Here is a 14843-nt window from a genome sequence, read left to right as displayed (position 1 = left end):
GGCGCCGGCCGTCGCCGTGCGTGCCCCGTGAGGGCCTCAGGCCCCGTCATGGGCCCGCGTCAGGTCAGCGGGCGCAGACCTTCGCGTAGTTCTTCGCGAGGGACTCGAGGGCCTGGGCGGACCGGTCGCCCGGGCGATCGAGGGTGGAGCCGAGGTCGAGGCAGGAGCCCGTCACCGCCGGGACCGAGACTGGCAGCGTCACCGTGGTACCCGACTCCAGCGCCGAGGCCACGAAGGTCCCGCCCTGCAGCGCGTACGGAGCGCGGAAGTCCAGGGCTGCCTTGCCGCCGGCCACCGCGAAGGTGCCGATGAGCCGTGGCTCGCCGGATGCCGGGTAGTAGGTGAGCGAGAGCTGCGTGTTCGTCGGCGAGCCGAGCGAGGTGAGGTCGAGGCCTTGCACGGTGACGGTGAGCTGCTGGCCGCCGGTGACGGTGGCGGGCGCGTTCAGGACCTCGGCGCTGCGCTTGGCGAAGTCCGGCGCGACCGGCTGGTGGCCGGACAGGTAGCCGATCCACGCGTCCCGGTCGATCAGGCCCGAGTCGCGCGTGGACGTGCCCTGCGCGAACACATGGAAGTTGTCCCCGCCCTGGGCGAGGAAGCTGAACGTGCCGACGCGGTACGAACGCTGCGGGTCGATCGGCGCACCGTTGATGCGGACGGATGTGATGCGGTCGCCCTCCGGCCGGGTCGAGTCAAAGGTGTAGGTGAGGTTCTTCGAGGTGCCCAGCTGCAGGTACGGACGGCTCGGGACCTTGCCCGCCGCGTCGCGCTGCCACTGCTGCTCGAGCATCGTCTTGACCTGGGCACCGGTGAGCGACGTGGTCCAGAGGTTGTTCACGAACGGCAGAACAGCGTTCGCCTCGGCGTACGTGACGACGCCGTCCGGCGCGTAGTAGAGCTCCGAGCGGAGGCCGCCCGGGTTCACGACGCCGATCTCCGCGCCGCCGAGGGTCGGATCCTTGAGCGAGTCGAGGAGCGAGTCGGCGACGAGGCCGCTGAGGGTGGACGACGACGCACGGTCGTCGCGAGTGCCCCCGGAGAACGCGGTGGTGATGTCGGCGGTGACCGCCCCCACCGGCGTCCCGCCGATCGCGTCGGCTGCCTTGAGCGCCTTGTCGACGATGCCCTGGACCGCGGCGACGCGCGGGTATGCGGCGACCAACCCGGCGTCGTCCGCGGTGGTGCGCTTGACGTTGCCCTGGGAGTAGGCGACGACCTGCTTGGTTGCCGTGTCGACGCTCAGGTCGATACTGCCGATCCTCTCGCCGTAGCTGCCCGTCTGCAGCACGGGGCGGGTCTTGCCCGGCTGCCCGGGAACGGGGCCGTCCCAGGCGTATTCCTTGTGGGTGTGGCCGGTGAGGATCGCCGACACGTCAGCGGACGTCTGGGTCACGAGCTTCGAGAAGGCGCCCCCCGCGGCGATCTCGGCCTCGAGCGTCGCGCCCTCCGGGGTGCCGGCGCCGGCACCGTCGTGGTATTCCGCCACGATCACGTCCGCCGCGTTGGAGGCCTTAATCTGGCCCGCGACGCGGTTGACGGCGTCCGTCGGGTCCCCGAAGTCGAGGCTGGCGATGCCTCCCGGGGAGACGAGCATGGGCGTTTCCTGGGTGACGACGCCGACCACGGCGACGCGCACGCCGTTCGCGTCGACGACCCGGTACTCCGGCAGGGCCGGCGTCTGGGTGCCCTTGAGGTAGACGTTCGCGCCGAGGTAGTCGAACCTCGCGTTCGCACCGCCGTCGACGACGCGGCCCGTCAGGTCCGCGAAGCCCTTGTCGAACTCGTGGTTGCCCACAGCGCTGGCCTTGAGGTCGAGCGCGTTGAGCACGTCGATGGTTGGTTGGTCTTCCTGGCTCGCGGAGGCGAACAGGGAAGCGCCGATGTTGTCCCCCGCGGAGAGCAGGACGGCATTGCCACCCGGCGCGGAGGCCTTGAGCTGCTCGATGGTCCCGGCGACCTTGACGGTGTTCTTGTCGATGCGGCCGTGGAAATCGTTGATGTTGATCAGGCGGACGTCCACCGTCGAGGCGGCGGCTGCCGGGGCGGCCAGGGCAGCCGAGACCGGGATCGCCGCGAGGGGGGTCGCGGCCACGGCAGCCGCGATGAGGCCGCCGGAGAGCGGGCGGAATCTGTGGTTCACAGTGTCATTCCTCCAGTGTGGGTTCGGGTCACTTCGCCTGCCCGGGCGGGTTCCCGGCGTTGTCGGACTTCGAGGTGAGGTTGAAGCCGATCACGAACGGGTCGTGGTCCGAGGACCGGAAGGGGCCCGGCGCGTAGTAGTCGGTGACGTTGTAGTTGAAGCGGCTGTACTCGAGGGCCACCGACTCGACCGAGTTGATGTTCCAGATGTCTGCGCCGCTCACGGTCGCGTCCGCCGCCGGGGAGGCCAGCACGTGGTCGAGCGAGCCGACCATGCCGCCGAAGGCGTACGAGTGCTTGCCGCCGGTGCGCGGTGCCTGGTCGATGTAGCCCGCCTCGGCGAGCACGGCCATCGGATCCTCGAAGGCATAGGAATTGAAGTCGCCCAGGAGGAACACCTTCTCCGTGTTGGCGGCGGCCTTCATCTGCTCCGCGAAGCCGACCAGCGCGCGGGCCTGGGCTGTGCGGGCGAGGTTCGAGGCGCCCTGGCCCTTGTCGGTGTCCTCCGGGGTGGCAGCGGAGCCCTTGGACTTGAAGTGGTTCACGATCGCCACGAACTTGGTCGCGTTGTTGCCGCCCACGGGCTTGAACGCCTGCGCGAGCGGCTGGCGGGCGAGCCCGGTATAGGCCGCGTCGTCGAGGATCACCGACTCGTCGATCGGCTGCGCCATGTGCTTCTTGTAGATGAAGGCCGTGCGGATCACGTCCTCCTGCGCGGGCACGACGGCGGGGCTCGGCACAAAGGCCCACGTGGCCTCGCCCGTCGCAGCGTTGAGCGCGTTCACCAGGTTCTCGACGGCGGCGTCGCGCGGGAGCCCGAACTTCACCGAGTTCTCGATCTCCTCGAGCGAGACGATGTCCGCGCCGGAGCCGTTGACCGCCGCGACGATCTTGGCCTGCTGCCGCCCGAAGCTCTCTGCGTTGGCGGCGCCACGCGCATCGCAGCCACCGCGGACGGTGACTGGATTACCGTCGCGGTCGGTGTAGTAGGTGCACCCCGTGAGCTGGTCGCCCGTGGTGGGGGAGTAGTTGAGCACGTTGAACGTGGCCAGCTTGAGGGTGCCGCCGACGTCGGCCGGCTTGTCCGCGCGGGTGTTGCCGAAGTGCGCGGGCTGGGCCGTTGCGGCGTTCGACGGCGTGAGCTGCTCGAGCGGCTGCAGCTTCCACGTGCTGTTGCGCCAGTCGAAGACCGTGTCGCCCGAGAACGTCACGGGCGAGCCGATCCGGACCGGATCGATGGCGGTGAGGTATGGGAGCGGCTGGGCCTTCGTCAGGGCGTTGCTGAGGAAGTTGGTCGTGGCGCCGTCGTCGAGCGTGATACGGCGTGCCGCATTGTCGGCGACTGCCGCGTTGTACGCGTCCGAGCCGAAGGGTGCGAGCGCCGTCGGCTGCACGAGCGCGGACGTGCCCGCGGCGAGGCCGATCTCGCCGTACTGGTTCAGCGAGTAGTTGTCCGTGACCGTGAAGGGGCCCTCGGGGGCGACGAGCATGCCCTCGAGCGCTTCCTTCGCCGATTCGGACAGGGGGAGGACGAACGGCGTCGCCTTGACCTCCGGCACCGCCTCAGAGAGGACCCTGAGGCCTGAGGCCGCCACGCTCATCTGGGTGAGGTTGAAGTACTCGCTCACCGGTCCGGTCACCTCGACGTAGTCACCGCGATGCACGCTGCCGGCCGTCACCGGGGAATACACGAAGATCGCGTCCGATCCTGTGCGCTCATCCGCCGGGGTCCCTCCAGTGCCGGGCGTCTGGATGTAGTAGCCGTTGAAGCCGCCGGTCGCGTAGGCGGCGGTGACCTTGCCGCGCGTTGTGACGGTCTGGCCCGCGAGGGGGCTCGCGGAACCCGTGCCCTGGATGTCGGCAATGGCCTTGACCGCCGGCTCGGGATCGGGAGTTGTGCCCGTGCCGGCGGACCCCGAATTCTGCGGGGTGATCGCGGTGCTCAGCGTGAAGTCCGCCGAGTTGTCGTCGGTGTCCCTGCCGCCGGTGCGGTTGAGGCTGCGCACATCGGTGGTGGCCGACGGCGCGGCGGCGGCTTTGGTCTCGAACGTGTTCGACGTGCCGTACCCGACCAGGTCGGCGACGTCCGGATTGCCGGTGAGGCTCCCGGTCGGCAGCGCGAGTGCGCTGGCCTTGCGGGCCAGGATGAGCGTGCCGGTGGTGGCGGAGGGGTTGAGCGAGGCGGAGGAGACGTCCGGTGTCGGGAGGTCTGCAGCTGTCGACGTGGCACTGTTCGTGGCACCTCCGACCAGCAGGTAGCCGCCAGCTTTGATGGTCTTTCCGCTCAGGCTCACCGTGGCGTTGGACAGGCCCGTCCCGGTCGCCGAGCGGTACTGCAGCGACCACGTGCTCAGGTCGACATCCTGGGCAGAGGTGTTGCGCAGCTCGACGAACTTGTTCTTGAACGCGGCGCCGGCGCTGCCCCCCGAGAGGTAGGCCTCGTTGATGACGACGCCGGGCGCAAGGTCGGCGGCCGCGGCTGGGAGCGCACTGACTAGCGGCGACGCAACGGCCACCGCGGAGAGGGCAAGGGCCGCTCTCCGTAAGGGATTCCCCATATTCAGTTCTCTTTCACAGGAGTGACAGGCAGTGATGGGACACGCCGTAGCAAACCAGCCGAATGTGAACGGAAGTTTTCAGGATGCGGGCGGGAGCGTGTCCGGGTGCGGGGGACACGCCCCGGGCCGGTCTACCCCTCGGCGCCTTGCTCCCCGCCCTGGCCGAGATCCTGCATGATCCGGAAGGGTGCGCCCATAGGGTCAGTGATGGCCGCCATGCGGCCGAACGGGGTGTCCGCAGCCGGCATGAGGACGGTGGACCCCATGGCCGTGGCCTTCTCGATGGCCTCGTCCGTGTTCTCGACGCCCCAGTAGACGGTCCAGTGCGACGGCACGCCCTCGGGCAGGTCGCGTGCCGCGTCGAAGATCCCGGCCTGGGAGTTCCGGCCCTCGCCGAGGGTGGTGTAGCGGAACTCTGGGGTGTCGCTCATCACCGAGGTCTTCCAGGCGAGCGCCCTCTGGTAGAAGTCCACGCTCCTGTCATAGTCCCGCGTGTGCAGCTCGAACCAGACGGGAGAGCCCGGCTCGGCGACCTTGCCGAAGCCCGTCATCCCGGTGGGCTGCCACACGCCGAACGCCGCGCCGCCGGCGTCGCCGAACACGGCCATGTGACCCTGCTCGGGCACCTCCATCGGGGCCAGGAAGACCTGCCCCCCAGCCTCGGCCACGGCATCTGCTGTCGCGTTGAGGTCCTCGCTCGCCAGGTACACCGTCCATACGTCCGGCATCCCGGGCTGGTCCTCCATCCGGCGCATGAGGCCTGCCACCGCCTGGCCGTCCTTCGACGCCGTGACGTAGCCTCCGTACGCCTCCTCGTCGCCGACCTCGTACGTCCAGCCGAAGAGCGTCCTGTAGAACTCCTTCGAGCGTTCGATGTCGCTCGTCATGAGGTCGGCCCAGCAGGGTGCGCCGGGGGTGAACTGTGGTGCGGGCATGGGAGGCTCCTCGAGGTGGTCGAGCGCGTGTCTAGCCGAACGCCTCCGACGCTATGCGCGGGGTCTGACACTTTTCAAGGCTCCCGTGAGCCTGACGCCGGGCCGGTCGCAGCCGCTCCTGCGCACGGACAGAAACAGGGAAGCGGTGCCGTCCGGACCTGGTCCGGAGGGCACCGCTTCCCCACCATGCACACGCGGAAGGTAAGGGATTTGAACCCTTGGTACGGGGTGACCGCACACTGGTTTTCAAGACCAGCTCCATAGGCCGCTCGGACAACCTTCCCTGTGCCTAGTAGTGTTTCACAGGCAAGCAATCTCGTGAAACCGACCCCTCCACCCGCAGAGGAGCGTCCAGCATGAAGGCCGTGTTCATCGCCGAGCCCGGTGGGCCCGACGTCCTGCAGGTGCGCGAGGTCGACGCGCCGGCGCCCGGCCCGGGCGAGGTGCTCATCGACGTCGTCGCCGCCGGCATCAACCGGGCTGACGTCCAGCAGCGGCGGGGCTTTTACCCCCCGCCCCCGGGCGCGTCGGAAATCCCCGGGCTGGAGGTCTCCGGGCGCATCGCGGGCTTCGGCCCCGACGTGGCGCGGCCCTTCTCGGCGGGCGACAAGGTCGTCGCGCTCCTGTCCGGCGGGGGCTACGCCGAACAGGTCGCGGTACCCGCGGAGCAGGTGCTCCGCATTCCCGAGGGCGTCGACCTGGTCACCGCGGCGGGCCTGCCGGAGACGGCCGCGACCGTCTACTCGAACCTCTTCATGACCGCCCAGCTGCAGCCCGGCGAGCTCCTCCTCGTGCACGGTGCGACCGGCGGGATCGGCACGATGGCCATCCAGCTCGCCAAGGCGTACGGGGCGCGGGTTGCGGCGACGGCCGGGACGGAGGAGAAGGTCTCGACGGCCCGGGCCTTCCTCGGCGTCGACGTCGCCATCAACTACCACGAGGAGGACTTCGTCCAGGCGGTGCGCGACGCTTCCGAGGGCCGCGGCGCGGACGTGATCCTCGACGTCGTCGGCGCGAAGTACCTCGAGCGCAACATCGAGGCGCTCGCCACGTACGGGCGCCTCGTCGTCATCGGCCTCCAGGGCGGCGCCAAGGCGGAGCTCAACCTGGGGATGCTCCTGAACAAGCGCGCCGCCGTGATCGGCACGGCACTGCGCCCGCGGCCTGTTGAGGAGAAGGGCGTCATCATGACGGCCGTCAAGGAGCACGTGTGGCCCCTCGTGACGGACGGGCGCATCAAGCCGCTCGTCGATAAGACCTTCCCCCTCGCGGAGGTCGCCGCGGCCCACGAGTACTTCGACTCGGGGGAGCACGTCGGCAAGGTGCTTCTCACCCTCTAGCGCCGCTCGTCGCGCTTCGGCTACCGCTCGTCGCACCGGATGGCAGGGCCCGGAACCCCGGCTCCCACTGCACGTTCCGTGTGGCTATGGTCGGGACCGTCTGATCACTTCGCTCGAGGAGGAGCACCATGAGTTCCGTCTCTCGCGACGCTGGGGGAGCGTCGGAGACCACACCCGGACGGGGGCCAGCCTTGGCCCAGGACCCGGCCCTGCCGCCGGTCGCCGTCGACCCCACCACGCTCGAGGCCGAGGACCGCAAGTGGACCCCGACCAAGATCGCGATCTGGGCTGCGATCGCCCTCGTCGGCGGGCTCGCCTGGGTCATGCTCGCCCTGGTCCGCGGCGAGACGGTGAACGCCATCTGGTTCGTGTTCGCCGCCGTCTGCACGTACCTCATCGGCTACCGGTTCTACTCGAAGTACATCGAGAAGTACCTGCTCAAGCCGAACGACATCCGGGCGACCCCGGCCGAGTACAAGGCCGACGGCAAGGACTACGTCCGCACCGACCGCAACGTGCTCTTCGGGCACCACTTCGCGGCGATCGCCGGGGCAGGCCCCCTCGTCGGACCGATCCTGGCCGCGCAGATGGGGTATCTGCCAGGCACACTGTGGATCATCGTCGGCGTGGTCCTTGCCGGCGCGGTGCAGGACTACCTCGTGATGTTCTTCTCGATGCGGCGGGGCGGCCGATCGCTCGGCCAGATGGCCCGCGAGGAACTCGGCGTAGTCGGTGGAACCGCTGCCCTCATCGCCACGCTGCTGATCATGATCATCATCGTCGCGATCCTCGCGCTCGTCGTCGTGAACGCACTCGGCGAGAGCCCATGGGGCGTCTTCTCGGTCGCCATGACCATCCCGATCGCGCTCTTCATGGGCGTGTACCTGCGGTTCATCCGCCCGGGCAAGGTCATGGAGGTCTCGATCATCGGCTTCGTGCTGCTCATGGCCGCCATCATCGGCGGCGGGGCCGTGGCGAACACCGGCTGGGGCCAGGCCCTCTTCCACCTGGACCGCCTCCCGATCGCCTGGGGGATCATCGTCTACGGCTTCATCGCTGCCGTGCTGCCCGTGTGGCTCCTGCTCGCCCCGCGCGACTATCTCTCGACCTTCATGAAGATCGGCGTCATCGCGCTCCTCGCGATCGCAATCATCGTGGTCCGCCCCGAGATCACAGTGCCCGCCTTCAGCGAGTACGCGTTCAAGGACAACGGCCCCGTGTTCGCGGGCGGCCTGTTCCCGTTCCTCTTCGTGACGATTGCGTGCGGCGCCCTCTCCGGATTCCACGCGCTCATCTCCTCCGGGACCACGCCCAAGCTCATCGAGAAGGAGCGCCAGACCCGCTTCATCGGCTACGGCGGCATGCTCATGGAGTCGTTCGTGGCGATCATGGCGCTCGTCGCGGCCGTGTCCATCGACCGAGGCCTGTACTTCGTCATGAACTCCCCGGCCAACCTGACCGGAGGGGCGGTCGAATCCGCGGCCGCGTGGGTCAACGGGCTCGGCCTGGCGGGCGTCAACGTGACCCCGGACCTCCTCGCCAGCACTGCGCAGAGTGTCGGTGAGCCCTCCATCGTCTCCCGCACCGGCGGCGCCCCGACCCTCGCCGTAGGCCTGAGCCACATCATGCAGCAGTTCATCGGCGGCGCGGGCCTGGCAGCGTTCTGGTACCACTTCGCGATCATGTTCGAGGCGCTGTTCATCCTCACTGCGGTCGACGCCGGCACCCGCGTGGCCCGCTTCATGCTGCAGGACTCGCTCGGCAACTTCATCCCGAAGTTCAAGGACACCTCGTGGCGTCCGGGCGCGTGGCTGTGCACGGCGATCATGGTCGCGGGCTGGGGCTACATCCTCATCCTCGGCGTGACCGATCCGCTCGGCGGCATCAATACGTTCTTCCCGCTGTTCGGCATCGCCAACCAGCTGCTGGCGGCCATCGCACTGGCGGTGTGCCTGGCCATCGCGGCCAAGCGCAGGTCGTTCAGGCACCTCTGGATCGTAGCGCTCCCGCTCGCCTTCGCGGCGGTCGTGACAATCACGGCGAGCGCTTACAAGATCTTCTCGCCCGTCCCGGCGGTGGGGTACTTCGCGCAGAACGCCGCGTTCGCCAAGGCCCTGGCCGACGGCAAGACCTCCTTCGGCACGGCCAAGACCGTTGCCGCGATGGAGGCCGTGGTCCGCAACACCATGGTGCAGGGGGTCCTGAGCGTCGTGTTCGTGGTGCTCTCGATCATCGTGATCATCACCGCGCTCATCGCGACGGTGAAGGCCTTCCGCGGCATCGGCGTGGACACGGACCAGGAGGACCCCGCCGTGCCCTCGCGTGTCTTCGCCCCAGAGGGGGTCGTCCCGACGACTGCCGAACGCGCGGTCCTCGCCCAGTGGAGGGACGCCGGCCTCGACACCACCCCAGCGGCGCACCACTGATGAGCGGCTCACCTCTCGCGCGCGGTGAGGGACGGACGACGGCGCTCGCCGCCGTCCGCTCGTCCCTCACCGCCGCGCGGGCGTACCTGCGCGGCGTCATGGGCGCGGACGCCTACGAGAAGTACCTCGAGCACCACCGCGCCGAGACGGCCGCCGGCCGGTGCGACCATGCGGCCATGACCGAGCGCGAGTTCTGGCGCGACCACGCCGACCGGCAGGACGCCAATCCGCAGGGCCGCTGCTGCTGACCGGGCCGGCGGCGACGCCGCCCGTCCCGGCCCGGCCAGCGATGGCCATCCAGCCGGGGAGGCGGCTCATGAGAGTATGGCCCCATGACTGAACCCGGGAACGAGAACACGCCTTCCAGTGGCCTCGGCGACCAGGCGGAGGAGGCGGTGGAGGGCACCCCCGTCGAGGGGCCCGCGGCCGTCGGCGACGCGCCGTCGTCCGTCCCGGGCCGCGAGCGGCGGGCGAGCCTTCAGGAGCTCGTGGACGAGCCGGCGAAGGTCATGCGGATCGGAACGATGATCCGCCAGCTGCTCGAGGAAGTGAAGGGTGCGCCGCTCGACGAGGCGGCACGGAACCGCTTGGCGGAGATCCACGAGCGCTCGATCGCGGAGCTCGAGGACGGCCTCGCGCCCGAGCTGGTCGAGGAGCTGCACCGCATCACTCTGCCGTTCTCGGACGAGGCCGTCCCCAGCGAAGGGGAGCTGCGGATTGCCCAGGCCCAGCTGGTGGGATGGCTCGAGGGACTCTTCCACGGGATCCAGACCGCGATCGCCGCGCAGCAGGCGGCCCACCAGCTCGCCGCGGCCCAGGTGCAGCTGCGGCAGCTCCCGCCGGGGACGATGATCGCCCCGGGCGTCGTCATCGGCGAGAACGGGGAGCCGCAGCGCTCACCGCGCGGCGCCGGCGTGCGGCCCGGGGAACGGCCGGACCACGGTCCGGGCCAGTACCTGTGAGCACGGCCGTGGGGCTCTTCAAGGCCGCCCTGTCGGGGCGGCGCGACGACGCAGAGCTCGGCAAGGGCCTCTGGCGCCGCGCCCACGACCGCTTCCGGCGGGGCCTCGACCGATTCCACCAGATGCTCGAAGGGATCGACGACGACACGCTGTACAGCGAGCTTGTGGTGATCGCGAACGCCCTCGCCGAGCTCCTTCCACGGGTGCGGGCGGTGTGCGTCGAGGCGCAGAAGCGAGCCCCGAGCGAGGGCTACGAGATCCCCGGCGACTTCGCCGCCCTCCATCGTGCCCTGTCCCGGGCGGGCAACGCCCTGGCGACCACGGCTGAAGCAGCTGCGATGCTGCGCCTCGCCGTCGGCCCGGTCCCCGTCGGCGCGCTCTCGGTGCAGCGCCGTGCTGCGACCGTCCTCGAGCACGTGGAAGAGGCCGAGGGAATCCTGCGCGGCTGAGGTCGGAGACCGGTTTCTATTCCCGCGTTCGCGGAGCGCGAATCTCGTCCGGCAATCCCGGCAAACTCCTTGCCGGCGTCACACACAGTGGCAGGATGGAGCGCATGACTTCCGCAGAAACCCTGACGTCATCCGTGCTCACGTTCCACGATGGGAACACCATCCCCCAGCTCGGCTACGGCGTGTGGCAGGTCGAGGACAGCGTCGCCGAGAAGGTGGTGGCCGAGGCCTTCCACGTCGGCTACCGGCACATCGACACCGCCGCGATCTACGGCAACGAGGAGGGCGTCGGCCGCGCCATCGCCTCGTCGGGCCTGCCCCGCGAGGACCTGTTCATCACCACCAAGCTGTGGAACGCCGACCAGGGCCGTGGCAAGGTGCAGCCCGCGTTCGAGGCGTCCCTCGACAAGCTCGGGCTCGACTATGTCGACCTCTACCTCATCCACTGGCTCCAGCCCAAGCGAGGCCTCTACGTCGAGACGTGGCAGGAGCTCGTGAAGCTCAAGGAGTCCGGGCGCGTCCGCTCGATCGGCGTCTCCAACTTCACGGTGGAGGCCCTCGAGGAAATCGAGCGGGAGACCGGCGTCCTGCCGGTCATCAACCAGGTCGAGACGCACCCCTACTTCCCGCAGGCCGAGCTGCGCGAGTTCGAGAAGTCCAAGGGGATCCTGCACGAGGCCTGGTCCCCGCTCGGCCAGGGCAAGGATCTCCTCGCCGATCCGGTGCTTGGCGGCATCGCCGAGAAGTACGGGGTCAGCATCCCGAACCTCGTGCTCGGCTGGCACCTCGCACTCGGCAACGTGGTGATCCCCAAGTCCGTGACGCCGGAGCGCATTGCACAGAACTGGACGGCACTCGCCCTCGACCTCGAGCCCGCGGACGTGGAGGCGATCTCGGCGCTCGACAAGGGAGCGTCCGGCCGCATCGGCGCCGACCCCGCCACGGCCGACTTCGCCTAACCGTCGGACTGGCCGCCCCCCGCATCCGTCTGGGGGTCACCTCCTGGGGGTCACGTGAGGTGACCTTCAGGATCTGACTCCCAGAACGTGACCCCCAGACGGGGATGGGGGAGGGGGCCGTCAGGCCACCCGGAACTGTTCGGCGTCCGCGTCCTTGAACGTCAGCCCGTTCCCCGGCCGGCCCGCGTCCGGGGTGATCGTGCCGCCGGCCGGGTCCAGCACCCCGTCGAACAGCATCGCCTCCAGACGCACATGGTCGTGGAACCACTCGAGGTGGCGGAGCGCCGGCGCGGCCGCGGCCGGTGCGGCCGAGATCGCTGGGGCGCAGTGCCCCGAGAACCCGACGGCATGCGCCTGCGCGACCGTGGCGGCCCGGAGCCAGCCCGTGATCCCCCCGCACCGCGTCACGTCGGCCTGGACGCAGTCCACGGCGCCCGCCGAGCACATGCGTTCGACGTCGGCGAGCCGGGTGAGGTATTCACCGGCGGCGACGTCCGCGGAGATGGACTCCCGCACGAAGCGCAGGCCCGAGAGGTCCTCACTCGAGACCGGCTCTTCGAACCACGAGAACCCCGCCCCGTGGGCGGCCACCGCCACACGCGCGGCCTGCTTGGGCGTGTAGGCGCCGTTCGCGTCGACGAACAGCTCGGCGTCCGGACCGATCGTCTCCCGGGCAACGAGCATCCGTTCGATGTCCCGCTGCTCGGCCGAGCCCCGGTCCTGGCCGATCTTGATCTTGACCCGCGGGATGCCCTGGTCCGCGACCCATCCGCCGAGCTGGTCCGACAGCTGGCCGTCCGTGTAGGTGGTGAAGCCGCCGCTGCCGTAGACCGGCACGTCCTCCCGCGCCGCTCCGAGGAACCGGTGGAGCGGAAGCCCCGCGAGCCGTGCGGCGAGGTCCCACAGCGCGCAGTCGACCGCCGACGCCGCGTAGGCGCCCCCGCCTGACTGCCCGATGTTGCGCAGAGCGCGGGCCATCGCCTCCGCGCAGGCGGGGACGGCGAACGCGTCTGATCCCACGACCACGGGCGCGAGCGCGTCCGAGACAAGGCTGACCAGCGCCGAGGGCCCGTATGTGTAGCCGACGCCCTCGGCGCCGCCGGCCTTCGCGTGCACGACCACGATGGTCGTCGAGTCCCATGCGAACGTCCCGTCCGCCTCGGGCAGGTCGGTGGGCACCGTGTAGGCCGCTGCCCGGACCTCCAAGACCGGCGCGCTGGAGACGGGCGCTCCCGACGCCGGGTCCTTCCCCCCGCTCATGAGCGGTGCCCGGGCAGCAGCTCCTGGACCTTGGTCTTGAGGCCCTCCTTGATGAAGTCCCACGCGTTGGGATCGCCCTTGATCGCGCTCTTGGCCGCATTCATGGCCTGTTCGAGCGTTGCATGGGGCGGGATGGGCGGCACGTTCGGATCGGTCCGGACGTCCAGCACGGTCGGACGGGTGGCTCCGAGGGCCTCGTCCCAGGCGGCGCCGAGGGCGTCAGGCGTGTCCACCGTGATGCCTCCCAGACCGAGGCTCGATGCGAAGTCCGCATATCCGACCTCGGGGAGCGCCTGGGTCATCGGCACGGTAGGGGAGCCGCTGAAGGCGCGCAGTTCCCACGTGACCTGGTTCAGGTCGTTGTTGTGGAGCACGACGACGACCAGACGCGGGTCCTCCCACTCACGCCAATAGCGCGAGACGGTGATGAGCTCGGCGAGGCCGTTCATCTGCATCGCCCCGTCGCCTTCGAACACGATGACTGGGCGTCCCGGATTGCCGAACTTGGCCCCGATCCCGTACGGGACGCCCGGACCCATCGTCGCGAGGTTCCCGGAGAGGCTGCCGCGGACTCCCGGTGGGAACCTGAGCTGACGCGCGTACCAGTTCGCGGCGCTGCCCGAATCCGCCGCGACGATCGCGTCCGCGGGCATGCGCTCTGAGAACTCGGAGAAGACCAGGAGCGGGTTGACCGGGTCGGCGTCGACCAGGGCCTCGTCCCGCATGGTCTGCCACCATCGGGAGACCTTGTCCTCGAGGTCCTCGCGCCAGCCGCGGTCCTCCTTGCGCTCCAGGAGCGGGATGAGCGCGCGGAGGGCCTCGCCGGCGTCGGCCACCAGATTGACCTCGTACGGGTAGCGGAGCCCGATCATGGTCGCGTCGAGGTCGATCTGCACCCCACGGGCCTGCCCTTCCTCGGGCATGAACTGCGTGTAGGGGAAGCTCGAGCCGATGGTCAGGAGCGTGTCGCAGTCGCGCATCATCTCGTAGCTCGGCCGCGTGCCGAGGAGCCCGATGGACCCCGTGACGTAGGGCAGCGTGTCCGGGAGGGAGTCCTTGCCCAGGAGCGCCTTGGCCACGCCTGCGCCGAGGAGCTCGGCGACCTCCTGCACCTCGGCGGCCGCGTGCCTGGCACCGTGGCCGATGAGGATCGCGACCTTCTCGCCCGCGTTCAGCAGGTCCGCCGCGCGGTGGACCGCCGCCGGGTCCGGGGCCATGCTGGGCCAGGAGGTGCCGAGGCTCGAGGGGACCATCTTCATGGCGTGGGTCGGAGCGGAGTACTCGAGCTCCTGGACGTCCGACGGGATGATGACGGCCGTCGGCGCGCGGCGGGCCTGCGCGATCCGCAGGGCACGGTCGAGGACGTTGGGGAGCTGCTCGGGGACGGTGACCATCTGGACATAGTCCGAGGCGACGTCCTTGAAGAGCGTCGGCAGGTCCACCTCCTGCTGGTAGGAGCCGCCGAGGGAAGTGCGCGCAGCGTGTCCGACGATCGCGACCACCGGCACGTGGTCGAGCTTCGCGTCGTACAGCCCGTTGAGGAGGTGGATCGCGCCCGGACCGGAGGTGGCCATGCAGACGCCAACCCGGCCGGTGAACTTCGCGTAGCCGACGGCTTCGAACGCGCTCATCTCCTCATGCCGAGCCTGCACGAACTTCGGCCCCTTGCCCGCCCCGAGGGCTGTCACGATGCCGTTGATGCCGTCGCCCGGATAGCCGAAGACCGTCTCGACATCCCACTCCGTGAGCCGGTCGAGCAGGTACTCTGCAACGTTCTGTGACGCCATGTCAGCTTCTCTCCTCTTGCTGGTTGAC

The 14843-nt window shown here is 69.7% G+C and carries 10 protein-coding genes, 1 tRNA gene and 1 pseudogene; 6 read left to right on the top strand and 6 right to left on the bottom strand.

The genetic code is table 11. The features are described from left to right. Positions 1-64: 64 nt before the first annotated feature. The 4 genes and pseudogenes from ABD298_RS16705 to ABD298_RS16690 form a co-directional block, all read right to left on the bottom strand. Positions 65-2026: pseudogene (locus tag ABD298_RS16705) on the bottom strand (bifunctional metallophosphatase/5'-nucleotidase); the annotation flags it as partial. A gap of 142 nt (positions 2027-2168) precedes the next feature. Continuing rightward, a complete protein-coding gene (locus ABD298_RS16700; RefSeq protein ID WP_344300925.1) occupies positions 2169-4697 on the bottom strand; it encodes an ExeM/NucH family extracellular endonuclease in 2529 nt (842 codons plus the stop codon). A 131-nt stretch (positions 4698-4828) separates the two neighbouring features. Further along, positions 4829-5632, bottom strand: a complete 804-nt coding sequence (locus ABD298_RS16695) for a VOC family protein (RefSeq protein ID WP_344300923.1) — start codon at positions 5630-5632, stop codon at positions 4829-4831. Positions 5633-5827: 195 nt separating this feature from the next. Beyond that, a tRNA-Ser gene (locus tag ABD298_RS16690) sits at positions 5828-5915 on the bottom strand. Positions 5916-5988: 73 nt separating this feature from the next. Here ABD298_RS16690 and ABD298_RS16685 point away from each other — a divergent pair. The 6 genes from ABD298_RS16685 (at position 5989) to ABD298_RS16660 (ending at position 11768) form a co-directional block, all read left to right on the top strand. Beyond that, complete coding sequence (locus tag ABD298_RS16685) at positions 5989-6972, top strand: NAD(P)H-quinone oxidoreductase (RefSeq protein WP_344300922.1); 984 nt, start codon at positions 5989-5991, stop codon at positions 6970-6972. A 128-nt stretch (positions 6973-7100) separates the two neighbouring features. Next, a complete protein-coding gene (locus ABD298_RS16680) occupies positions 7101-9398 on the top strand; it encodes a carbon starvation CstA family protein (protein WP_344300921.1) in 2298 nt (765 codons plus the stop codon). Further along, a complete protein-coding gene (locus ABD298_RS16675; RefSeq protein WP_344300920.1) occupies positions 9398-9646 on the top strand; it encodes a YbdD/YjiX family protein in 249 nt (82 codons plus the stop codon). The genes ABD298_RS16680 and ABD298_RS16675 overlap by 1 nt, the downstream gene beginning before the upstream one ends. 84 nt (positions 9647-9730) lie before the next feature. After that, positions 9731-10360 carry a bacterial proteasome activator family protein gene (locus ABD298_RS16670; RefSeq protein ID WP_344300919.1) on the top strand — a complete coding sequence of 210 codons (630 nt, stop codon included), beginning with the start codon at positions 9731-9733 and terminating at the stop codon, positions 10358-10360. A gap of 8 nt (positions 10361-10368) precedes the next feature. Further along, on the top strand, positions 10369-10809 hold the full coding sequence (locus ABD298_RS16665; RefSeq protein WP_344301001.1) for a hypothetical protein: 441 nt from the start codon (positions 10369-10371) through the stop codon (positions 10807-10809). A gap of 104 nt (positions 10810-10913) precedes the next feature. Beyond that, entirely contained in the window at positions 10914-11768 is an 855-nt protein-coding gene (locus ABD298_RS16660; RefSeq protein ID WP_344300918.1) for an aldo/keto reductase, read from the top strand. 120 nt (positions 11769-11888) lie between these two features. Here the strand turns inward: ABD298_RS16660 and ABD298_RS16655 are convergent, their stop codons facing one another. Next, positions 11889-13028 (bottom strand): enolase C-terminal domain-like protein, encoded by a 1140-nt coding sequence (locus ABD298_RS16655; protein ID WP_344300917.1) that lies wholly within the window; start codon positions 13026-13028, stop codon positions 11889-11891. Further along, positions 13025-14815 carry a thiamine pyrophosphate-requiring protein gene (locus ABD298_RS16650; RefSeq protein WP_344300916.1) on the bottom strand — a complete coding sequence of 597 codons (1791 nt, stop codon included), beginning with the start codon at positions 14813-14815 and terminating at the stop codon, positions 13025-13027. The genes ABD298_RS16655 and ABD298_RS16650 overlap by 4 nt, the downstream gene beginning before the upstream one ends. Positions 14816-14843 lie beyond the last annotated feature (28 nt).

The sequence above is a fragment of the Sinomonas flava genome (genome assembly GCF_039531875.1).
Classification (GTDB): domain Bacteria; phylum Actinomycetota; class Actinomycetes; order Actinomycetales; family Micrococcaceae; genus Sinomonas; species Sinomonas flava.
This window is presented reverse-complemented; position numbering and strand designations above follow the sequence as displayed.

What these genes read in the sequence shown, in the direction of transcription:
- ABD298_RS16655 (WP_344300917.1), bottom strand. Translation starts at nt 13,028, where the DNA reads ATGAGCGGGGGGAAGGACCCGGCGTCGGGAGCGCCCGTCTCCAGCGCG.
- ABD298_RS16685 (WP_344300922.1), top strand. Translation starts at nt 5,989, where the DNA reads ATGAAGGCCGTGTTCATCGCCGAGCCCGGTGGGCCCGACGTCCTGCAG.
- ABD298_RS16670 (WP_344300919.1), top strand. Translation starts at nt 9,731, where the DNA reads ATGACTGAACCCGGGAACGAGAACACGCCTTCCAGTGGCCTCGGCGAC.
- ABD298_RS16680 (WP_344300921.1), top strand. Translation starts at nt 7,101, where the DNA reads ATGAGTTCCGTCTCTCGCGACGCTGGGGGAGCGTCGGAGACCACACCC.
- ABD298_RS16650 (WP_344300916.1), bottom strand. Translation starts at nt 14,815, where the DNA reads ATGGCGTCACAGAACGTTGCAGAGTACCTGCTCGACCGGCTCACGGAG.
- ABD298_RS16695 (WP_344300923.1), bottom strand. Translation starts at nt 5,632, where the DNA reads ATGCCCGCACCACAGTTCACCCCCGGCGCACCCTGCTGGGCCGACCTC.
- ABD298_RS16700 (WP_344300925.1), bottom strand. Translation starts at nt 4,697, where the DNA reads ATGGGGAATCCCTTACGGAGAGCGGCCCTTGCCCTCTCCGCGGTGGCC.
- ABD298_RS16675 (WP_344300920.1), top strand. Translation starts at nt 9,398, where the DNA reads ATGAGCGGCTCACCTCTCGCGCGCGGTGAGGGACGGACGACGGCGCTC.
- ABD298_RS16660 (WP_344300918.1), top strand. Translation starts at nt 10,914, where the DNA reads ATGACTTCCGCAGAAACCCTGACGTCATCCGTGCTCACGTTCCACGAT.